At 73.7% G+C, this 21,299-nt stretch carries 17 protein-coding genes; 11 read left to right on the top strand and 6 right to left on the bottom strand.

Going from position 1 to position 21,299, the window contains the following annotated elements; all coding sequences use genetic code 11:
* The first annotated feature begins 102 nt into the window (after positions 1-102).
* Together ACZ6KO_RS04965 and ACZ6KO_RS04960 are read left to right on the top strand one after the other, a co-directional pair.
* On the top strand, positions 103-2,220 hold the full coding sequence (locus ACZ6KO_RS04965) for an NHLP family bacteriocin export ABC transporter peptidase/permease/ATPase subunit (protein ID WP_469301547.1): 2,118 nt from the start codon (positions 103-105) through the stop codon (positions 2,218-2,220).
* Between the two features lies 1 nt (position 2,221).
* A complete protein-coding gene (locus tag ACZ6KO_RS04960; protein ID WP_469300037.1) occupies positions 2,222-5,074 on the top strand; it encodes an NHLP bacteriocin export ABC transporter permease/ATPase subunit in 2,853 nt (950 codons plus the stop codon).
* A gap of 47 nt (positions 5,075-5,121) precedes the next feature.
* On the opposite strand, the gene ACZ6KO_RS04955 is transcribed toward ACZ6KO_RS04960, so the two are convergent.
* A complete protein-coding gene (locus ACZ6KO_RS04955; protein WP_469300035.1) occupies positions 5,122-6,087 on the bottom strand; it encodes a pirin family protein in 966 nt (321 codons plus the stop codon).
* Positions 6,088-6,161: 74 nt separating this feature from the next.
* On the opposite strand from ACZ6KO_RS04955, the gene ACZ6KO_RS04950 reads away from it, so the two are divergent.
* Both ACZ6KO_RS04950 and ACZ6KO_RS04945 read left to right on the top strand, forming a co-directional pair.
* Positions 6,162-6,515: a tetratricopeptide repeat protein gene (locus ACZ6KO_RS04950; RefSeq protein WP_469300032.1), complete on the top strand. Its 354-nt coding sequence runs from the start codon at positions 6,162-6,164 to the stop codon at positions 6,513-6,515.
* A 66-nt stretch (positions 6,516-6,581) separates the two neighbouring features.
* Positions 6,582-7,832: a methyltransferase gene (locus ACZ6KO_RS04945; RefSeq protein WP_469301544.1), complete on the top strand. Its 1,251-nt coding sequence runs from the start codon at positions 6,582-6,584 to the stop codon at positions 7,830-7,832.
* On the opposite strand, the gene ACZ6KO_RS04940 is transcribed toward ACZ6KO_RS04945, so the two are convergent.
* From ACZ6KO_RS04940 to ACZ6KO_RS04930, 3 genes are read right to left on the bottom strand one after another with little or no spacing between them, the layout of a single operon-like run.
* Positions 7,781-10,327 (bottom strand): bifunctional serine/threonine-protein kinase/ABC transporter substrate-binding protein, encoded by a 2,547-nt coding sequence (locus ACZ6KO_RS04940; protein ID WP_469300030.1) that lies wholly within the window; start codon positions 10,325-10,327, stop codon positions 7,781-7,783. The two genes, ACZ6KO_RS04945 and ACZ6KO_RS04940, sit on opposite strands and share 52 nt — an antisense overlap.
* A 3-nt stretch (positions 10,328-10,330) precedes the next feature.
* Positions 10,331-12,610: a bifunctional serine/threonine-protein kinase/ABC transporter substrate-binding protein gene (locus tag ACZ6KO_RS04935; protein WP_469300027.1), complete on the bottom strand. Its 2,280-nt coding sequence runs from the start codon at positions 12,608-12,610 to the stop codon at positions 10,331-10,333.
* Positions 12,610-13,455: a hypothetical protein gene (locus tag ACZ6KO_RS04930; protein ID WP_469300025.1), complete on the bottom strand. Its 846-nt coding sequence runs from the start codon at positions 13,453-13,455 to the stop codon at positions 12,610-12,612. Before ACZ6KO_RS04930 ends, ACZ6KO_RS04935 begins: the two co-directional genes overlap by 1 nt.
* A gap of 133 nt (positions 13,456-13,588) precedes the next feature.
* Between ACZ6KO_RS04930 and ACZ6KO_RS04925 the strand changes: the two genes are divergently transcribed.
* From ACZ6KO_RS04925 to ACZ6KO_RS04910, 4 genes are all read left to right on the top strand, one after another.
* Complete coding sequence (locus ACZ6KO_RS04925; RefSeq protein WP_469300023.1) at positions 13,589-14,377, top strand: MerR family transcriptional regulator; 789 nt, start codon at positions 13,589-13,591, stop codon at positions 14,375-14,377.
* Positions 14,378-14,486: 109 nt separating this feature from the next.
* On the top strand, positions 14,487-15,119 hold the full coding sequence (locus tag ACZ6KO_RS04920; protein WP_469300020.1) for a DUF6230 family protein: 633 nt from the start codon (positions 14,487-14,489) through the stop codon (positions 15,117-15,119).
* Positions 15,110-15,613 carry a DUF6114 domain-containing protein gene (locus tag ACZ6KO_RS04915; RefSeq protein ID WP_469300017.1) on the top strand — a complete coding sequence of 168 codons (504 nt, stop codon included), beginning with the start codon at positions 15,110-15,112 and terminating at the stop codon, positions 15,611-15,613. Before ACZ6KO_RS04920 ends, ACZ6KO_RS04915 begins: the two co-directional genes overlap by 10 nt.
* On the top strand, positions 15,610-16,290 hold the full coding sequence (locus tag ACZ6KO_RS04910) for a hypothetical protein (protein WP_469300015.1): 681 nt from the start codon (positions 15,610-15,612) through the stop codon (positions 16,288-16,290). Before ACZ6KO_RS04915 ends, ACZ6KO_RS04910 begins: the two co-directional genes overlap by 4 nt.
* Before the next feature lie 124 nt (positions 16,291-16,414).
* On the opposite strand, the gene ACZ6KO_RS04905 is transcribed toward ACZ6KO_RS04910, so the two are convergent.
* The gene (locus ACZ6KO_RS04905) at positions 16,415-17,197 is read right to left on the bottom strand and encodes a metallophosphoesterase (protein WP_469300013.1); all 783 of its coding nucleotides are present in this window, start codon (positions 17,195-17,197) and stop codon (positions 16,415-16,417) included.
* Positions 17,198-17,292: 95 nt separating this feature from the next.
* Between ACZ6KO_RS04905 and ACZ6KO_RS04900 the strand changes: the two genes are divergently transcribed.
* The 3 genes from ACZ6KO_RS04900 to ACZ6KO_RS04890 all read left to right on the top strand — a co-directional run bounded on the left by ACZ6KO_RS04900 (position 17,293) and on the right by ACZ6KO_RS04890 (position 19,554).
* Positions 17,293-18,384, top strand: coding sequence for an IS630 family transposase (locus ACZ6KO_RS04900; RefSeq protein WP_469300011.1), 1,092 nt, complete (start codon positions 17,293-17,295; stop codon positions 18,382-18,384).
* 205 nt (positions 18,385-18,589) lie between these two features.
* Positions 18,590-19,177, top strand: coding sequence for a TetR/AcrR family transcriptional regulator (locus ACZ6KO_RS04895; RefSeq protein ID WP_469300009.1), 588 nt, complete (start codon positions 18,590-18,592; stop codon positions 19,175-19,177).
* Positions 19,174-19,554 carry a hypothetical protein gene (locus tag ACZ6KO_RS04890; protein WP_469300005.1) on the top strand — a complete coding sequence of 127 codons (381 nt, stop codon included), beginning with the start codon at positions 19,174-19,176 and terminating at the stop codon, positions 19,552-19,554. The genes ACZ6KO_RS04895 and ACZ6KO_RS04890 overlap by 4 nt, the downstream gene beginning before the upstream one ends.
* Before the next feature lie 37 nt (positions 19,555-19,591).
* On the opposite strand, the gene ACZ6KO_RS04885 is transcribed toward ACZ6KO_RS04890, so the two are convergent.
* Positions 19,592-21,283, bottom strand: a complete 1,692-nt coding sequence (locus ACZ6KO_RS04885; RefSeq protein ID WP_469300003.1) for a hypothetical protein — start codon at positions 21,281-21,283, stop codon at positions 19,592-19,594.
* Positions 21,284-21,299: the final 16 nt, after the last annotated feature.

Here is a 21,299-nt window from a genome sequence, read left to right as displayed (position 1 = left end):
CCGACGGGCAGGAACACCAGACGCCGCAGCTCGCACGGCAGACCCGCGCGCCCCCTCAAGGGCAGGACGCCCCGCGCGGTACGCACCCCCACCGTGCTGCAGATGGAGGCGGTGGAGTGCGGCGCCGCAGCCCTGGCCATGGTGCTGGGCCACTACGGCCGCTTCGTCCCCCTGGAGGAGCTGCGGATCTCCTGCGGCGTCTCCCGTGACGGCTCCCGCGCCGGCAATCTCCTCAAGGCCGCCCGTGGTTACGGCCTGGCGGCCAAGGGCATGCAGATGGACCTGGCCGCGCTCGCCGAGGTGCGCGGTCCGGCCATCCTCTTCTGGGAGTTCAACCACTACGTCGTCTATGACGGCATGGGTCGCCGGTTCGGCCGCAGGGGCGCGTACGTCAACGACCCGGGCAAGGGCCGCCGGTTCGTCCCCATGGACGAGTTCGACACCAGCTTCACCGGCGTCGTGCTCACCTTCGAGCCCGGCGACGGCTTCCGCCGCGCCGGCCGCAAGCCGGGCGTCCTCGGTGCCGTGCCGACCCGCCTGCGCGGCACGTCCGGCACCATGGCCGCCGCCGTGATCGCGAGCCTCCTGCTCGTCGTGGTCGGCTCGGCGACGCCCGCGCTGAGCCGCACGTACATCGACATGTTCCTCATCGGCGACCAGACCTCCCTGCTCGGCGTGCTGTTCGCGTCGATGGCGGTCGCCCTCGTGCTCACCGCGACGCTCACCGCGCTGCAGCAGGCCAACCTGCTGCGCGGGCGGATCATCGCCTCCACCCTGGGCAGCGCCCGCTTCCTGCGGCACCTGCTCAGACTCCCCGTCGCCTTCTACACCCAGCGCAGCCCCGCCGACCTGGTCCAGCGCCTGCAGTCCAACGACACGGTCGCCGAGACCCTCGCCCGCGACCTCGCCGCCGCGGGCGTGGACTCCGTCGTGGTCGTGCTCTACGCGGTGCTGCTGTGGACGTACGACCCGCAGCTCACCCTCCTCGGCGTGGCCGTGGCGCTGCTCAACGTGGCTGCCATGCGGATCGTGATCCACCTGCGGTCCACCGGCACCCAGAAGCTGCGCGCCGAGAGCGCCCGGCTGACGAACACCTCGTACAGCGGTCTCCAGCTCATCGAGACGATGAAGGCCACGGGCGGCGAGAACGGGTTCTTCCGCCGCTGGGCCGGACAGCACGCCCTCACCCTCGACGTGCAGCAACGGCTCGGTGTGCCCAGCGCGTGGCTGGCCGTCGTCGCACCCACGCTGGGCGCGCTCAACAGCGCGCTGATCCTGATGATCGGCGGCCTGCGGGCGGTGGAGGGGCACCTCTCCGTCGGACTGCTCGTCGCCTTCCAGGCCCTGGTGACCAGCTTCACCGCGCCGATCACCCGGCTGAACGGTGTCGCCGGACGGATCCAGGACTTCGCGGCCGACGTCGCCCGCCTCAAGGACGTCGAGAACTTCCCCGTCGACCCGGTCTACTCGCGGCGGGAGCCCGCCGCGAGCACACGCCGGCTGGGGGGCCATGTCGAGCTGGACAACGTCACCTTCGGCTACAGCCCCCTGGACGCCCCGCTGCTCAAGGACTTCTCGCTGACGGTCCGCCCGGGGCAGCAGATTGCCCTCGTCGGAGGCTCCGGCAGCGGCAAATCCACCGTGTCCCGGCTGATAGCGGGCCTGTACGCCCCCTGGGCGGGCGCGATCCGGATCGACGGGATGCGGCTGGCGGACATTCCCCGCGGCGCGCTGGCCGCCTCCGTCTCCTTCGTCGACCAGGACGTCTTCCTCTTCGAAGGCACCGTCCGCGACAACGTCACCCTGTGGGACCCCTCCATCCCCGACGAGGCCGTCGTCGCCGCCCTGGAGGACGCCGCCGTACACGACGTGGTCGCCCGTCGCCCCGGCGGCATCCACAGCCGCGTCGAGCAGGACGGCCGCAACTTCTCCGGCGGCCAGCGCCAGCGCCTGGAGATCGCCCGGGCGCTGGTGCGCCGCCCCGGCATCATGGTTCTCGACGAGGTGACCAGTGCCCTGGACGCGGCGACCGAACAGGTCGTCATCGACAACCTGCGGCGACGTGGCTGCGCCTGTGTGGTCATCGCCCACCGGCTGAGCACGGTCCGCGACAGCGACGAGATCCTCGTACTCGACCGGGGCACCGTCGTGGAACGCGGGCGGCACGAGTACCTGGTCGCGGCGCAGGGCCCGTACGCCGAACTGGTCAAGGAGCGCTGAGGTGACGACCTCGTACCACGCCACGGAAACCGACCCGGTCGTCACGGCCCTGGGCGGCCTCGGCTCACCGGTGGACTGCACGGGCCTGCGCAGCATGTCCCTGGAGGGCCCACTCGTCCTGTGGCTCGTCGTACACGGCGAGCTGGACCTGTTCGCCGTCGACGGCGCGCAGGCCGGGCACTGGCACTTCCTGGGCCGGCTGGAGGCGGGCACCCTGCTGATGGGCCCGCCGGAGGGCCCGGGGCACACGCTGGTCGGCCGCCCCCTGCAGGGGTGCGGGCTGCGCCGCATCGAGCTGCGGGAGCTGTACCGCCAGGAGTACGGCGACCTGGGGGTCCCCCCGGACGGAGTCCGGGGGAGGTACGGGGGGTACGGGTACGCCGAAGCCGGGGGACGGCTCAGCCCGCTGGAGAACGCGTTCGCGCTCGGCATCGGCCGGGGCCTGCGCGTGCTCTACCAGGCACCGCTGGACGGCCGCGCCCCCACCGGGCACGCCGGGGCCGACGACGAGGTCCTGTGGATGCAGATCACCCCGGGCAGCGTGCAGTACGGCGCCGCGTACGAGGCGGAGCCGGTCGGCACCCTCCTCCTCGACGCGGCGATGTGGCAGGGCATGGTCGACCAGCAGTACCGGCTGCTGTACGCCCTGGACGACTGGATCGAACAGCTCGCGCGCGCCCACGAGGACCGTACGGCGGCCGGCATCGAAGCCGGCCTGGCGGCCCGCACCCAGGCGGACCGGGCGCTGCTGTCCTCCATCGGCCGCTCCGGCCGGGCGTCCCACCACGGGGCGAGCGCCGACGCGACCTTCGCCGTGTGCCGGCTGGTCGCCGCCGAGGCCCGTATCACCCTGTCCGAACCGGGTGCGGCCGGCACCGCCCCCGAGCGCATGGACCCCGTCGAACGCATCGCGCTCGCCTCCAGGGTCCGCACCCGGCCCGTCCGGCTGAGCGGGCGGTGGTGGCGGGAGAACAGCGGGCCCCTCGTGGGCCGGTGCACAAACGACGGCACACCGGTCGCCCTGCTGTGGCGGCGCGGCCGGTACGAGGCGGTCGACCCCGCCGGCCGGCGCGAGCGGATCACCGCAAACACCGCGGACGCCTACGAGCCGGGCGCCGTCATGCTCTACCGACCGCTGCCCGAAGGGAAGTCCGGCCTCCCGGCGCTGCTGCGCTTCAGTGTCCGCGGTACCCGAGCAGAGCTGCGCAGCCTCATGCTGGGCGGACTGGTCGCGGTGTTGCTGGGCGCGTTGGTGCCCATCGCCACCGGAACCGTGCTCGGTGAGTACGTGCCCGGGGCCGAGAGCGGACTCATCGTGCAGACCACCGTCGCGCTGATCGCGACCGCCGTCGTCTCGGCCGCCTTCATGCTGCTGCAGAACATCTCCCTGCTGCGCATGGAGGGACGGATCGAGGCCACGCTCCAGCCCGCGGTGTGGGACCGGCTGCTGCGGCTGCCGACGAAGTTCTTCGCGGGCCGCTCCACGGGCGAACTGGCCAGTGCGGCCATGGGCATCAGCGCGATCCGCCGCGTACTGTCCGGCATCGCCCCGGTCTGCGTACAGGCGAGCACGGTCGGCACGGTGAACCTCGTCCTCCTCCTCGTCTACAGCGTGCCGCTGGCCCTGGCGGCGGTCGCCATGCTGCTCGTCATCGCCGCGGTGCTGCTGGGCCTCGGGCTGTGGCAGCTGCGCTACCAGCGCCGGCTGATCACGCTCGGCAACAGCCTCAACAACCGGGCCTTCCAGACCCTGCGCGGGCTGCCCAAGCTGCGCATCGCCGCGGCCGAGAACTTCGCCTACGCCGCCTGGGCGCGGGAATTCGCCCGTACCCGCGAGCTGCAGCAGCGCGCCGGCCGGATCCAGAACCTCATCACGGTGCTGGGCGCGGTCCAACTGCCGCTGTGCACGCTCGTGATGTTCATGCTGCTGGCCGGCCCGGCCCGCGGCACCATGTCCGCCGCCGAGTTCCTCACCTTCAGCACCGCGGTGACGATGCTGCTCTCCTCGCTCACCCAGCTGACCGGTGCGCTCCTCTCGGCCGCCGCCGTGCTGCCGATGTACGAGCAGGTCAAGCCGATCCTGCGGGAGACCCCCGAGGTCCGCGGATCCAGCACCCCACCGGGAGTGCTCGGCGGCGCGCTGGAGGCCAGGCAGCTGTCGTACCGCTACGCCGACGACGGCCCGCTGGTGCTCGACGATGTCAACTTCCGCGTGCACGCGGGTGAGTTCGTCGCGATCGTGGGTGCCAGCGGCTGCGGCAAGTCCACCCTTCTCCGCCTGCTCATCGGCTTCGACCAGCCCGCCGAGGGCAGCGTGCTGTACGACGGCCAGGACCTGGCGGCGCTGGATCAGGCAGCCGTGCGCCGCCAGTGCGGGGTGGTCCTGCAGAACGCCCAGCCCTTCAGCGGGTCGATCTTCGACTGCATCCGTGGTGCGGAGGCCTTCTCGCTCGACGAGGCATGGGAGGCCGCCGCGATGGCGGGCCTGGCCGAGGACATCAAGGCCATGCCCATGGGCATGCACACCATGCTGTCCGACGGCGGCGGCACCGTCTCGGGCGGCCAGCGGCAGCGGCTGGTGATCGCCCAGGCCCTCATCCGCAGGCCCCGCATCCTGTTCCTCGACGAGGCCACCAGCGCGCTGGACAACGAGGCGCAGCGCGTGGTCATCGAATCCACCCGCACCCTGGAGGCCACGCGCATCGTGATCGCCCACCGGCTGTCCACGATCATGGACGCCGACCGGGTGATCGTCATGTCGGACGGGCGGATCGTCCAGCAGGGGCCGCCCGCGGACCTGCTCGCCGACCCGGCCGGCCCGTTCCACGAACTGGTCCGCCGCCAGCTGCGCTGACCCGCCGGGCGGGCGCCGCCACCGCTATTTTTTCCGCCTGTACGCCCTCATCTGACACGACCCCGTGGTTTCAAGTGAGTCGGGGGAATCTCGGGGGCCGGGATCGGGGGGCCGTCGTAGCCTTTGACCTCGCCGAATCGGGTTCCGTTCATCCAGTCCTCACGGGCCTGAACGACCTCTTCATGGCTCCTGGCGACCCAGTTCCAGAACATGACGATCTCCTCCTCGAACGGCTCGCCGCCCAGGAGCATCAGGCCCGCGTCCGAGGTCGCGCGCAGGGGGAGTTCGGTGCGGCCGCAGCCCAGGTAGAGCATCGAGCCCGGCAGGACCGGGACGCCGTCGACGTGGGCCTCGCCGGACATGGACAGGACCGCGTACTCGAAGTCCGGGTCCAGGGGGAGACGGGTTTCCGCGCCCGCCGCCAGGGCCAGGTCCGCGCCGACGATCGGGGTGTACGCCGTACCGGGGGACGTCGCCGTGTCCAGGGTGCCCAGGATGACCGTGGCCGTCAGGCCCGGGGCCGTGACCTGTGGGAGCTCCGCGTGGTGCTGGAAGTGCGGGGCGACGTCGCGGTGGGCGTCGGGCAGGGCCACCCACAGCTGCGCGCCGTGCAGGAAGCGGGCGTGCGGCCGCGGGCTCTCCTCGGAGTGGCTGATGCCGCGGCCGGAGGTCATCAGGCCCAGCTCGCGCGGGCGGATCGTCTGGAGGCTGCCCACGCTGTCGCGGTGCAGGACCTCACCTTCGTGCAGCCAGCTCACCGTCTGCAGGCCCTGGTGGGGGTGGGGAGCGACCTGCATGCCGGGCTCGTCGGCGATGTCGTCCGGGCCGTAGTGGTCGACGAAGCACCAGGCGCCGACCATACGGCGGCCCAGGTTCGGCAGCAGCCTGCGGACCTCGGTGGCCTCGCCGAGCTTGACCTGACGGGGGCTGAGGAGTTCACGGACCGGTTCCGCGACGACGAAGCCGCGTCCGCCGCACGTGGACAGCGCGGGCTGGCGATCGAGATTGCTCATGCGGACAAGTTAGCCCGCCGGAGGGCGGCTCGTTCGGTGGAATGTTTGCGCGGGGGCGGCGTGTTGCAGCGACCATGAACACCCCGACCGCCTATTACGACCACGGAACACCCTCCGAGCGCTGGTCGCGCGCCCAGCTCTTCTTCGACGCGAAGGAGTACGCCCCGGCCGCGCGCATCCTGGACGGCCTGACCGCCGAGGCACCCGAGCAGCTGGCGCCCCGGCTGCTGCTGGCCCGCGCCTACTACCACTCCGCGCAGCTCGGGCGCGCCGAGCGGGAGCTGCGGGCCATCCTGGAGCGCTGGCCCGTCGAGGACTACGCGCAGCTGCTGCTCGGACGCACGCTGGAGCGGCAGGGCCGGAAGGCCGAGGCCGCCCCGCACCTGCGGATCGCCGCCGCGATGGCCGGCGAGTTCCCCGAGGTGTAGCGGGGAGGGGCCGGAGGGCGCGGGGGCGGCGGTGTCACGGGTTAGCCTGGGGGCACGATGAACCGTCTGACCACGCCCTTCGGCTCGTACGAGCTCACCCGCTTCCCCGAGGACCCCCGCGACCGGCTGCGTGCCTGGGACGCCGCCGACGAGTACCTGCTGCGGCACCTGGCCGCCGGTACGGGTGAGCGGGGGCCGGTGGAGCTCGCGGACCGGCAGGTCACGGTGGTCGGGGACCGCTGGGGCGCGCTGGTGACGGCCCTGGCCGCGCACCGGCCCGTGCAGATCACCGACTCCCATCTCGCGCACGAGGCCAGCAGGGCCAACCTGGAGCGGGCCGGGGTGGCGCCGTCGGACGTACGGCTGCTGAGCACGCAGGACGCCCCGCCGGAGCGGATCGACGTCCTGCTGGTACGGGTGCCCAAGAGCCTGGCGCTGCTGGAGGACCAGCTGCACCGGCTGGCGCCGCACGTGCACGCGGACACGGTGGTCGTGGGCACCGGCATGGTCAAGGAGATCCACACCTCCACGCTGAACCTCTTCGAGAAGGTCCTCGGACCGACCCGGACCTCGCTCGCCGAGCGGAAGGCGCGGCTGATCTTCTGTACGCCCCGGGGGGCCGGGGGCGCCGCTCCCGGCGCCAGTCCGTGGCCGCTGACGTACACGCTCGGGCCGGACGCCGGCGCGGGAGCCGCCGAAGGGCTGACCGTCGTCAACCATGCCGGGGTCTTCTGCGCCGACCGCCTCGACATCGGCACCCGGTTCCTGCTGGGGCACCTGCCCACGGGCACCGGCGCGGCCCGCATCGCCGACCTGGGCTGCGGCAACGGCGTCGTCGGTACGGCGGCCGCGCGCGCGAACCCGGGCGCCGAGGTGATCTTCGCCGACGAGTCGTACCAGGCCGTGGCCTCGGCCGAGGCCACCTTCCGCGCCAATGCCGGGGCGGTGGACGCCACGGCGCGGTTCCTCGTCGGGGACGGGCTGGCCGCGCTGACGCCCGGCTCGGTGGACCTCGTCCTGAACAACCCGCCCTTCCACTCGCACCAGGCGACGACCGACACGACCGCGCTGCGCATGTTCGCGCAGGCCCGCCGGGCGCTGCGTGCGGGCGGCGAACTGTGGGTCGTCGGCAACCGGCACCTGGGCTACCACGTGCGGCTGCGCCGGCTGTTCGGCAACTGCCAACTGGTGGCCGGTGACCCGAAGTTCGTCATCCTGCGGGCCGTCAAGCAGGGCGGCGACGGTGGCGGCGCGGCGGCCCGCCGTCAGACGGCGCCGGGGGAATCCGCGCGCACGTCCGGGTACAGGCCCAGGTAGCGGTAGGCCCCGGACAGCACCCGGTAGAGGTGGGCGGTGCGGGGACCGGACAGGACGTGGTCCTCGGCGAAGGCCAGCGGCTTGGAGATGCCCTCGTGGGCGGTACGGAAGATCCGCAGGGCGAGCGCCGGCCGGTCGGTGGCGTGCCCCGCGAGAGCTGTCAGGGCGGTGGCGAGCAGGCCCGTCGCGTCGTACGCCTCCATCGCCCAGGGCCCCGGGTCCTCGCCGTACTCGGCGCGGTGGGCGGCGGTGAACGCGGCCGCCGCCGGCACGACGCGGGCGTCGGCGACGTACGAGGCGAAAACCCAGCCCTCGGCCGCCGCTCCGGCCGCCGTCAGGAACTCGGCGGTCATGGCCGGCTGGACGCCGATGCGCGGGCCGGTGAACGAGGCGGCCGCCAGTGCCCGCGCCAGCTGCGCGGCGCGCGCCGGTGAGGTGCCGGTGAACACGCAGCCCTCGGCCCCGGCCGCCATCAGCTCCCGTACCGTGGCGGCGAAGTCGGCGCCGTCGGCGGGGATCCGGTGGATGGTCGCCGTCCCCTGCGACGGGGGCGTCTCGCGCAGGGCACGGGTGAGCTGCCAGCTCCCCTCGCCGCCCGCGCCGTCCTCCACCAGGGCGGTACGGCTCACCGGCCGCACCCCGGAGAGGTAGTGCAGCACGGGCGGGGCGTACCCGTCCTCGCCGGGGCGGGTGACGCACAGCGTGCGCCAGTCCACCTGGGCGCTGGTCGCACCGGCCACGTTCACGGCCACCTGCGTGAGGGTGGCCGCGGCGCAGGCGGCGGCCACCGCGGGCAACGCTCCTTGCGTGGTGGGCCCGGTCACCGCGAGGACCGCCGGGTCGGCGATCAGCGTCTTGACGACCTCGGTCGCGCGGGTCGCGTCCCCGCCGTCGTCGGCGACGCGCAGGGCCAGCCGGAACGCGGCGTCGGGCCGGGCGTTGTGCCGGGCGACGGCCAGCCGCATGCCCCGTTCGTGGGCCTGGCCGACCGCCCGGCCGGGTCCGGTGAGGTCGGCCTGGAGGGCCAGGGTGCGGGTGGGCAGGTCGCCGGGGGGCGCGGCGGGCGGTGTGGCGCGTTTCCCGGTGCCGCGGGTGGTGTACCAGGTGACGGGCCCGCCCACGGCGAGCAGCCCGGCCGTGCCGAGCAGCAGCTGCCTGCGGCTGACGGGCCGGCCCGCGGCCACGGCGCCGCCGGCGGCGGCCGTGGTGCCTGCGGCGGCAGCAGCTGCGGCGGCCGTATCGGCCTGGGCGGCGGGGCGGTCCGGGGCGGTGTGCTCCGGGGCCGTGTGCGCGGCGGTGGTGAGGTCCAGGGCGCGGGTGGAGCGTACGGCGATCAGCCGGCGCAGCGGGGGCGGCAACCAGGCGCCGCCGTCACGGTCGCCCGCGCCGGCTCCGGCTCCGGCTCCGTCCTCGTCTGCCCACTCACGGACCCCACCGCCGCAGCTGTCGCCCTCGTCCGGGCCACCGGAGCCGCGGACGCCCGCGTCACGGATTTCCGCGTCCTGGATCCCCGCGTCCCGGACCTCCGGGTCGCGGGCGACCGCGACGCGCGGGTCGATGCCGCGCGGATCGATGCCGCGAGGGCCGCCGTCCGGCGCTGCGGCGCCCCGCGGCCCGCTTCCCCTCGACGCGGCCCCGCCAGCACCGCCGTCCCGTGGGCCGGTGGCGCCGGGACCGCCGTCGCCGGGGCCGGTGCCCAGGAGTTCCCGTACCGCGTCGGCCGACGGCCGGGCGGCCGGGTCCTTGGCCAGGCACGCCGTGACGGTCTCCAGCAGCTCCGGTGGCAGGCCGGTCAGTTCGGGTTCGTCGTGGACCGCGCGGAAGACCACCGCGGCCGCGTGGCCACCGCCGAACGGTCCCTGGCCCGTCGCCGCGTACGCCAGCACGCAGCCCAGCGAGAACACGTCGCTCGCCGGGCCCGGTTCGGGGCCGCCGGCCCGCGCCTGTTCCGGCGCGAGGTAGCCGGGGGTGCCCACGATCGCTCCGACGGCCGTCAGGGTCGTGGCGCCCGAGGGGCGGGCGATACCGAAGTCGATCAGCCGGGGGCCGTCGAGGGCGAGCAGGATGTTGCCGGGCTTGACGTCCCGGTGGATCAGCCCGGCGGCGTGCACCTCGTTGAGCGCCTCGGCCAGGCGCGCGCCGAGCACCCGTACCGTCGCGGTGGGCAGCGGACCGTGCAGCCGCACCGCCTCCGCCAGCGAGGGACCGGGGACGAACGGCGAGGCCAGCCAGGGTTCGCGGGCCTCGGGGTCGGCGGCGACCACCGGGACCACCCAGCGCCCGGAGAGCCGGCCGGCCGCCTGCGCCTCGCGCCGGAAGCGGGCGCGGAAGGCCGGCTCGGCCGTGTGGTCCGCCCGGATCACCTTGACCGCCAGCAGCGCGCCCGCCGGGGAGCGGCCCAGGTACACCGTGCCCATGCCACCGGAGCCCAGGCGTCCCAGCAGCCGGTGGCCGCCGATCGTGGCCGGGTCGGCGGGGGTCAGGGGCCGTACCACGGGCTAGCCGACGGGCCGCTGCGGCGCCGGGCCGGCGTACTGGATCCGGCCGCCCTGGACCTGGTGCACGAAGGAGGTGATGCCCTTGACGCGGCGTGCGTCGTCGAAGGCGTACTCCTTCACCAGACCGCGGTAGGTGCCCTGGCCGAGCGCGGTGAGCAGGTCGGCGCGGGCGGGCCGGCGGCCGCCGGCCGATGCGGCGACGAGCCGTTCGATGACGAGCCGGGTCACGTCGTAGGCCTCCGCCGTCCAGACGGCGGGCGCCGCGCCGTACGCCGCCCGGTGCGCGCGGGCCACTTCCGCGACCTCGGCCGCGTCCGGCCCGGTGTACGGCGCGAGGAACAGCCAGCCCTCGGCGGCGGCCCCGGCCCGGTCGACGAACTCCGGGCCCGCGAGGGAGTAGTCGGCCGCGCGCGGACCCCGGAATCCGGCGGTGGCCAGCGCCGCGGCGGCCTGGGCCGCACCCTGCGCGGTGCCGGTGTAGAAGAAGCTGTCGATGCCGGCGCGCAGCATGTCGGCGATGACCGGGGTGAGGTCGTGGTCGCCGCGCGGTACGACGCGCGCGTAGGCGGTCGCCTGACGCACGTAGGTGGCGATGGTCCGGTTCGCGAGGTACGCCGTCTGCCAGCCGTCGGTGTCCCCGTCGCGGTCGCACAGGATGCCGAGCCGGCGGGCGCCCTGCTTGTGGATGAACTGGAGGTTGAGGGGGTCGGCCTGGGCGGCGGTGACGGGGCAGGTCTGGAAGAAGCTGCGCCGGTCGCCGACGCCGTACACGCTCGCCGCGGCCGACACGGTGAGGAGGGCCAGCGAGGCCTCGCCGTAGAGCTCCAGGCAGGGTGCGACGGAGGCGTCGGTGGTGGGGCCGATCACGGCGAGCACGTCGGGGTTGCCGATGAGGCCGGTGGCCGCCTGCGGGGCGCGGTCGGCGCGGCCCGCGTCGTCGGCGGTGGCCACGGTCAGGGTGAAGGGTTTGTCCGCCCGTGCGTTGAAGGCGTCGACGGCCAGGCGTACGCCGCGTTCCTGGGCGGTTCCGGCGTCCTTGCGGGCCCCGGTGAGGTCGCCGTGGACGCCGATCGTCCAGGCGCCGGGGGTCGCGGCGGCCGGGCTTCCCTGCCCTGCGGCGCCCTTGCCGTAGCCGTTGTCGGAGCGGTCGCGCAGGGCGAGCCAGGCCGCGGCGCCGCCGCCCGCCGCGAGCACGGCCGCGCCGGAGGCGAGGGCGAGGACACGGCGGCGGGAGGGGCCGGCGCCGGCGGGGGCCACGGCGGGGGTGTCGGCGCCGGCGGGCCCATCCGGAGAGTCCCCGGCGCCGTCCGGGGAGTCCGCAGCGCCGGCCGGGGAGTCCGCGGGGCCGGCCGCCGGGTCGCCGGGTTCGGCGAGGGTCTCCTCGATGGCGGGCAGGGCCAGCAGTTCGGCGGCGCGCGCGGCGATCGTGGCGACGACCGGATCGGGCAGCCAGTCGGTGCCGTCGCCCGGCGCGTCCTCGGCCAGTTCCTCGTCGAGGTCCCGGGCGGTGGGCCGCAGGTCGGGGTGTTTGGCCAGGCAGGCCCGCAGCGTCGCGGTCAGTGCGGGGTCCTCCTGGAGGCGCTCCCCGAGCACGGGCTCGTCGTGGACGGTGCGGTAGAGCAGGGCGTCGACCGAGCCGGTGCCGAAGGGCGGTTCGCCGGTGGCGGCGTACGCGAGCAGGCAGCCGAGCGAGAAGATGTCGGCGGCGGGCCCGGCCGGGCGGCCCTGGGCCTGTTCGGGCGAGAGGAACCCCGGGGAGCCGATGACGAGGTCGGTCGAGGTCAGGGCGGTGTCCTCGGTGCCCCGGGCGATACCGAAGTCGATCAGCCGGGGTCGGTCCATGCCGAGCAGGACGTTGCCCGGTTTGAGGTCGCGGTGCACCAGGCCCTGCTCGTGCATCACCGTCAGGGCCTTGGCCAGCGCCGCGCCGAGGACGCGGACGGAGCGCAGCGGCAGCGGGCCGTGCGCCGACACGGCCTCCGCGAGGGAGGGGCCGGGGACGAAGGCGGTGGCCAGCCACGGTTCCGCCGCGTCCGGGTCGGATCCGGTGATCCGTACGGCCCAGGGGCTGTCGACGCGGGCGGCGATCTCCGCCTCGCGCCGGAACCGGGCACGGAAGTCGGACTCGCCCGCGTACTCGGCGCGGATGACCTTGACCGCGGCCAGCGCGCCGTCGTCCGTACGGCCGAGGTAGACCACGCCCATGCCGCCGGCGCCGAGCCGGCCGAGCAGCCGGTGGCCGCCGACCCTCGCCGGATCGGACTTCTGCAGCCGCTCCATCACCGCGCCTCCTTGCCGATCGCCTGCCCGGCGCGGATCATCATCCGGCTGGTGCCCTGGACGAGGAGGGCGTTGAGGGACTGCTGGGTGGCTCCGGCTCCCCCCTTGACCGTGACGGCCATGGTGACCGGGCCGAACTGCCCCTGGGACCAGGTGTAGTCGTACGGTCCGCCCTCGGCGGTGAGGATCTCGCCGTACTCGGCGAACGCCTCCTCGGTCCACATGTTGCCCTGCTCGCCCTGGAACAGGGCGGTGCCGATGAGTCCCTTGAGCTGTTCGCGGGCGTTCAGCCGCTGGTCGGGGCAGCGCATGACCTCTTCCATCGACCGGGCGGTCTCCCACCCCGAGTCCGCGCGGTTGCGGTGGACGGTGACGGTGGTGTTGACGCGTACGGTGCCCCGGCCGTCCTTGGCCGGGATGCGGAAGTAGCGGGTGCTGGTGGCCAGGACGTCGTCCGGGAGGCCGCTGGTCTGCCAGGCGCAGTCGGGGCCGAGGACGGGCCAGACGGCCGGGTCGCTCTCGTAGGGGGTGCCGCGGACGACATCCGGGCCGAACACCTCCTGGTCGACCATGATCTGGCCGATCAGAGCGCGGGCCTGGGCGGCCGTCGTGGGCTGCTTGGCCTCGTCGAGTTCGGGGACGAGGTGGCGGGCCGGGCTGCCGGAGGGCGCCGGGGCGGTGCCGGTGGGGGCGGGCGTGCCCGAAGCGCTCGCGCCCGCCGCGGACTTCGTCCCGTCCGCGGCCGGTGTGCCGCCGGACGAGCAGCCGACGAGCAGCAGCAGGCCCGCCAGCGTGCGGCCGCAGGTGTGCGCGAAACTCCGCCTGTACGCGTCGTGTCCCCCCATGGCGCTGATCGTAGCCCCTGCCACAGCGGCGGCAACGGGGATGCTGGAAAAGGGAGTTGACGATCATGGTGGATCGCGCCGCGAGTCTCTCACCAGGCCAGGTGACCAGCGAGTACGTCCTACACTCTGCCGCGTGAACAGCCAGGTGCAGCAGGACGCGAACAACGCCGACAACGCCGGCGACGACGGCGGGCGCTACCGGCGGGAGGAACTGGCCCGCGCGGCGGGGGTGAAGGTGCGCAACCTGCGCTACTACCAGGAGCGCGGACTGCTGCCGCCGCCGCGCCGGGAGGGCCGGATCGCCTGGTACTCCGACGAGCACCTGGGCCGGCTGCGCCTGATCGACGACCTGCTGGGCCGGGGCTACACCGTCAACGGCATCGCCGAACTGCTCCACGCCTGGGAGGAGGGTGGCGGACTGGCGCAACTGCTCGGTCTGGAGCGGGAGATGACCCGGGACTGGGTGCAGGAGGAGCCGGTCACCATGACCATGGCCGAGCTGCGCGAGATGTTCGGGCCGGGCGGTACGTCCGAGGACACCCGGCGCGCGGCCGAGCTGGGATACATACGGGTGGACGGGGACACGGTCACGCACCGCAGCCGCCGGCTGCTGGCCGCGACGCTGACGCTGGTGCGGCAGGGGGTGCCGATGGCGGAGGTCCTGGACGCGGGGGCCTTCGTCCAGGCACAGGCGGCCGCGGTGGCGGACCGGTTCGTCGGGCTGTTCCGGACGTATGTGATCGGGCCCGACGGGCTGGATCGACTTTCGGCCACCCAGCTGCGGCAGATCACGGAGGCGGTGGCGGAGCTGAGGCCGGTGGCGGGCGAGGTCGTGACCGCCGAGTTCGCCCGTGCGATGGCCCGGCGGGTGGACGAGGAGGTCGCCTCACTACTGCACACGGAGCATCGTACGGAGCAGTAGGAGTCGGCCGAAAAGGGGCAGTCGCACAACCTTGCCAACCACCATTGGCACTCTTACATTCAACTCGTCGGTAACAACGGTGCACAGCCGAAATACAAGGGGAAAGTCCATGAAAGGTTCCCAGAACGGCAGTGAAGCAGACTTATCCGGCAGCGGCCGGGTGCGGTGGCGGCGTTTCGCCGTCCTGACCCTTCCGGCCGTCGCCGTCACCGCGGGGCTGGGGGTGGCACTCGCGCAGGGCGCGCTGGCCGCCTCGTTCGCCGTCTCGGGCCAGCAGTTCAAGGTCTCGGCCAAGAGCCTGCAGGGCGAGGGCTTCGCCCAGTACGGCAGCGTCGACGTCAACGCCCGCGAAGAGCTCATCCCGGTGGCCGTCACCGCCATCCGCGAGGCCAAGCTCCACAGCCTCTGCCAGTCCGTGGTCACCACGCTCCCGGTGATCGGTGACATCTCGCTCAACCTCACCGCGGGCGGCAAGACCCCGGTCGAGGCGACCAACCTCTTCGTCGACGCGACCCAGTTGTCGGGCAACGCGGAGTTCAAGAACATCGAGATCGGACGCGACGCGTCCACCCTCGACAAGGGCCCGGCCGACGCCCAGGGCATGCAGGACCTCTTCGCCCAGCAGGCCGACTCCGTCTCCATCACCGATCTCCAGCAGACCGCGTGGGCGACGAACGCCGGCACCTTCAAGCTCTCCGGCCTGGACATGAAGATCAGCAAGGGCAAGAAGGAATGCTTCTAGTCGCCGGATTCCGGCGCTTCCGACGCAGCAGACCGTTCTGGGGCGGACTCTTCGCCATCATCGCCGGGGCCGAGATCTGCGTCCTGCCGCTGGCTCCGCTCAAGATCATGCTCCAGCAGGGGATCGCGGGCCTCCCGTCGGTCCTGCTGGGGCTGGTGATGATCGTGCTCGGGCTCTCCGCCTGGTTCGCCCCGCACTACCGCACCCTCGCCGGAGTCCTCACCACGCTCATCGCCACCGCCGCCCTGGTCCTGTCGAACCTCGGCGGCTTCCTCGTCGGCACCCTGCTCGGGATCCTCGGCGGCGGCCTGATGTTCGCGTGGCAGCCGAACGCCGCACCGCGCGCCCCCGGGCCGGACGCCGGGCCCGACGCCGACCCGGAGCGCACGTCCGAAGCCGCCCCCGCGGCCGTCCCCCGCACGGCCACCGACGCCGTCCCCGACGGCGGCCCCTCCCCCACGCCGTACTCCGATCCCCAAGGAGCACCGTCATGAGCCGCACGCGCACCGCCCTCGCCCTCGGCCTCGCCGCCGCGGGCGCCCTCACCCTCGGTTCGGTCACCGCGACGGCCGCCACCGACGGCGCCACGGCTGCCGCCGGGGCCGCCTTACCGGCGGCCGGCTCGACCACCGTCACGCCGGCCGGCCACGGCTTCAAGGCCACCCTCACCGGCAAGGCCACCTTCAAGGCCGGTTCGGTGACCATCAGCTGCTCGGTGTCCGTGGCCACCGGCACCGTCCCGGCGGCCCCGGGCAACAGCAACCCGGACGGTCCCGTCGCGTCCCCGATCTCGGCGCCGGCGTACAGCTCCTGCACCGCGAGCCTGCCGGGCGTGACGCCGACGGTCACCAGCAGCGGGGCCTGGCAGGTGTCGATGCAGAACGGCTCGCCGATCACCGCCACCATGACCGTCCCGGCGGGCGGGCTGGTGGTCAAGACCTCCGGGCTGGCCAACTGTACGGTCACCGCAGCCCCGACGGCCGCGGCGAACGTCGCGGGCACCTGGGCGAACGGCGCGCCGTCCACCCTGACGTTCACCAACGCCTCCGTCCCGGTCAAGGTCACCGGCGGCTTCGGCTGCCCCACGAGCGCGACCACGTCCGTCTTCAACGCGGTGTACACCGTGTCCGACACCACCGACCCGGCGCAGCAGATCACCGTCACGCCGTGAGCTGAGCACACCGGACCGACCGTACGCGTGGGGCGCTGATCCCGGGGCCGGGCCCGGGATCAGCGCCCCCTCGTGCGTACGGGGGCGGGCCTGCGACCGCCGCGCCGCACGAGGGCGTCCGCCCTCACCCGGCCCGCGGCGGGACGGCCCGCGACGGGACGACCACCCGGTAGTGGGTCGTCAGCCGGCCGTCGTCGCCCAGGACGTGGAAGGCGAGGGCCGGCGGCTCGTCCAGGTGGACGTGGTGGCCGGGGTCGTCCTGGTGCTCCCAGGGCAGCCGGAGGGTGGAGACCACGCCCGGCGCCACGAGCAGCGGGCGCCCGGCGAAGGTGGTGGCGGCCGCTGTGTGGGCATGGCCCGCGAGGAAGGCGGTCAGGTGCGGGTGCCGGGCGGCCAGTTCCGCGAGCCGCTCCTCGCCGAACTGCCGGATCTCGTCCACGTACGGCGTGTGCAGGTCGACCGGCGGGTGGTGGAAGGCCACGAGGACGGGGGTCCCGTGCGGGGTGTCGCCGAGCACCCCGTCCAGCCAGGCCAGGGTCTCGTCCGCCAGGAACCCCGCGTCCTCGCCGGGGACGGAGGAGTCGCACACGGCGAGCACGAAACCGTCCCCGCGCAGCACCTGGTCGACCGGCGCGAGGGAGTGCGGCTCGCCGAGCAGGCCGTCACGGAAGGCCCCGCGGTCGTCGTGGTTGCCGGGGCAGACGACCAGCGGATGCCGCGACCGGAGCAGTTCCCGGGCCTGGACGTACTCCTCGGGCCGCGCGTGGTCTGCGATGTCACCGCTGACCAGCACGGCGTCGAGGTCGTACGGGAGGGCGTCGAGGTAGTCCATGACGGCGCGGGTCCGGTCGGCCGCACGCGGGGCGGTGTCGAGGTGCACGTCGCTGAGGTGGGCGATGATGATCATGCACCCCATGGAACGGCGGCCCGGCCGCGCACGCCATATCCACTTTTGCCTCATTGGCCTAGTGACCTGAGTCAGAGGTTTGCCGTTAGTCGGGCATGAGTCGTCCGGGTCCGAAGATTCCGCCGTTGTCGGTCACTGATGCCCAGCGGGCGGTGCTGGAGGGCTGGTTACGTCGCCGCACGACGGCTCAGGCCTTGGCTCAGCGGTCGCGGATCGTGCTGGAGTGCGCCGAAGGCCACTCGATCATGGAGGTGTCCCGCCGGCTGCGGATCGCTCCGGACACGGTCCGCACCTGGCGGCGCCGCTTCATCGAGCGGGGCCTGGACGGGTTGTGCGACGACCCGCGGCCCGGTGTCCCACGGAAGATCACCGATGCCGACGTCGAGCGGGTCATCGTCAAGACGCTTGAGGAGACACCGAAGAACGCGACCCACTGGTCGACCAGGTCGATGGCCGCGGCCACGGGCATGTCGCAGTCGAGCATCTCGCGGATCTGGCGGGCGTTCGCCCTGGCGCCGCACCGGTCGCAGACGTTCAAGCTGTCCACGGACCCGCTGTTCATCGACAAGGTCCGCGACGTCGTCGGCCTCTACCTCGACCCGCCGGAGAAGGCCCTGGTGCTCTGCGTGGACGAGAAGTCACAGATCCAGGCCCTGGACCGGTCCCAGCCGGTCCTGCCGATGATGCCCGGCGTTCCCGAGCGTCGCAGCCACGACTACGTCCGGGCCGGCACGACCACTCTTTTCGCGGCCCTCGAGGTCGCCACCGGCAAGGTCATCGGCTCCCTCCACCGCCGCCACCGGGCAGCGGAGTTCAAGAAGTTCCTCACCAAGCTCAACAAGGAAGTACCGGATGACCTGCAGGTTCACCTGATCCTGGACAACTACGCGACCCACAAGACACCCGACATCAAGAAGTGGCTGCTGGCCCATCCCCGGTTCCACCTGCACTTCACCCCGACCAGCGCGTCCTGGCTCAACCTGGTCGAGCGGTGGTTCGCCGAGCTCACACAGAAGAAGCTCAAGCGCGGCGTCCACCGCTCCGTCCAGACCCTCGAGCGCGACATCCGGGCCTGGGTGGCCGACTGGAACGAACAGCCCCGGCCGTTCGTCTGGACGAAGACCGCTGACGAGATCCTCGACAAAGTCGCCGCCTACTGCCACCGAATCTCTGACTCAGATCACTAGGCCGTCTCTTCCGGATCTTGCCTGACCCGCGCCGCCCGGCACCGCACCTCGCCGCGTTGTCGAGGCACCCGAGGACGTCCAGTAATCGGGAGCCTCTCCGCCTTGCGATGCACGGCACCGGACGACGCGGGCTTAACCGGCAAGATCCGAAAGAGACGACCTAGGGGTTGTTTATCAAACGGGTCGACCCGTATCGTAAATCGTCATGAGCTCCTCTCCGTCCCCCAGGGGACGTCCCAGGGATCCCCGCTCGCACGAGGCGATCGTCGCCGCGACCGCTGAGCTGGTGACCGAGGTCGGCTACGCCGCGACGTCGATCGGAGCGGTGGCCGCCCGTGCCGGTGTCGGCAAGGACACCGTCTACCGGCGCTGGCGGGGCAAGCCGGAACTGGTCTTCGAGGCCGTGTTCACGACCACCGACCACGCCCCGGTCCCGGACACCGGAACGCTGACCGGGGACCTGACCGCACTGCTGCGGGGCCTGATCGACGAGTTCCGCGCACCCGCCGCGGCAGCGGCGCTCCCGGGGCTGCTCGCCGACTTCGCCGCCGATCCGGTGCTGAAGGCGCGCATCCGCGGCGACTTCCTGGCCCCGTCCAAGGAGCGGCTGCTGATCGTCTTCGAGCGCGCCGTGACGCGCGGAGAGATCGCGGCCGGCACTCCCGTGGACCTGGTCCTGGACACGCTGGCCGGAGCCGTGTTCTTCCACGTCGGCCTGGTCGGGGAAGACCCCGACCCCCGGCTGGCCGACCGGCTGGCCGCTGTCATGGTCAGGGGGATCGAGATCCGATGAACGGCTGGTTTCTCGCGGCGGGCATCACCGCGTCCGGTGTGGCCGCGGTGCACATCGCCGTCGGGCACCGGGACGTGGTCCGCCCGCTGCTGTCCTGCGGACTCGCGGACGAACCCCGACGCGTCCTTCATGCCGTGTGGCACATGGTGAGCGTCGACCTGGTGCTCTCCGCGGTCGCCCTGGTCTACTTGGCGCCGGCGGACGATACGTCAGCGACCGGCCTGGTGGCGTGGTTCGTGGCCGCGCACTTCGTCGCGTACACGGTCGCCTTCCTGGTCGTCACGCTGTCGGTCGGCTGGCCGAGGCCACTGCTCCGGCTGCCGCAGTGGATGCTGCTGCTGCCGGTGGCGGTCCTGACGGTGGCGGGCGCTGTGTAGCGACGGCCCGGGAGATGCACAAGGCCGCCAAGGCCGCTCAGGTGTCGCGGTCCGCGCGGCGACGCCTGACCAGGAGCCAGCCGGTCGCCGTCAGGGCGGCCGACGCCGCGCCGAGGGGCAGCATCGCGGCTCCGGTGGCAGCAAGGGAGGAAGCCGGGCCCGGGGCGGTACCGGCCGTGGTCGCACCGTTCGTGACGGTGCCGGTCGTGGTGGACGTCGTGCCCGTCCCGCCGGCCACCGTCCCGCCGGCCGCCGAGGCGCCGCCGTTCGTGGCCGCGCCGGAGGAGGCCCCCGGGTCCGCGGTCGCGCCGGGGGTGGCGGTGGAGCCCGGGGCGGCCGGGCCGCCGGTCGGACCGCCCGCGGCCGGGGCGGACGGCTGCGCGGTCACCGTGAGCGTCATGGCCGCCGTCCGGGTCGTACCGGCGTCGTTGCGGAACTCCGCACGGTAGCGGTGGCCGTGGTCGGCTGCGGTCGCCGTGAACGTGTAGTCGGTCTCCGTGGCGCCGGCCACGGGCCGCCAGGTCGCCCCCGCGTCGGCGCTGACCTGCCAGGCGACGGTCGGCGGCGGGGCGCCCTCGGCCCGCGCGGTCAGGGTGACCGCGGCGCCGGTGGCCACCGTCCGGTCGGCCGGATCCTGGACGACCTTCGGCGGTACGGCCCGCTCCAGTTTGGTGATCTTCCCCTCGGCCGGGTTGGTCACGAAGACCGTGCCCCCGCCGGGCCGGACGGCCACCGCCGCCGCCCCCGACTGGGCGTGGTTGCCGGGCAGGGACACGGCCGTGGCCACCTCCTTGAGGTCGCCCGTGCGGTACACGGTGAAGGTGCCGTTGTTGTCGCTCCCGGGCTGGTCGGGGTCGCCCGCGTCCTGCCACACCACGTACGCCTCGTGCGTGACCGGATCGAAGGCGGCCGCCCGGGGCAGGTCGGCGCCGTCGATGGTGGCGACGCGGGCGCCGTCGGGGCCGTACACGACGACGGAGTTGTCGATGCCGACCCACACCCGGCCGGTCTCCGGATCCACCTCGGTGAACCCGCCGAAGCCCTCCCCGGCCGGCAGGTCGAACCCGGCCGTGACCGTGAAGGTGTCCGTGTTCACCTTGTACAGGCGGCGGTTGGGGACGTCGGTGAACCAGACGGTCCGGCGGGCGGCGTCCACCGCGAACGTGTCGCCGCCCTCCAGGGTCAGCGACCGTTTCACGACGGCGCCCTTGACCTCCACCTCCGACAGGAGCGGGCCCTGCGCGACCAGGACGGTCGCCGGGTCGGGCCCGGGTGCCGCGTCGGTGACGGCGGCGCCCGGCAGCCAGGCGCCGGCGGCGGCCGCGTCGCCGTCCTTGGCGGTGCCGATCCCGCGCAGCGGGTAGACGAACACGGCGCCGTCGCCGGGCAACGGGCGCACCAGGCGCGTCACGGCCCGGCGGGCGAGCGTGCCGGTGGGCCCGGGGGCCTGGCCGACCGTGGAGCGGACCCTGCCGTCGGCGGGGTCCAGGGCGTGCAGCCCGCTCTCGTTGACGTCCGCCGTGCCCGGCAGATCCTCCGAACCGACGTACAGCGTCCGGGAGTCCGGGTGCAGCAGGAGGTCGCGCGGGCGGCCCGCCGAGGCGAACTCGGCGGTCTGCCGGTAGACGGCAGCGCCCTCGGGCGCCTGCGGCCCCACGCCGCCGGGGTGGGCGGCCGGACCGAGGGCGAGGACGCCCGCGAGGAACGCGGCGGGGTGGGGGGTCGGCACGGGGAACTGCTCCTTG

This window comes from Streptomyces sp. NPDC042102, assembly GCF_055582305.1.
Note: the sequence above shows the minus strand (reverse complement) of the source record. Positions and strands in the feature narration are given on the sequence as shown.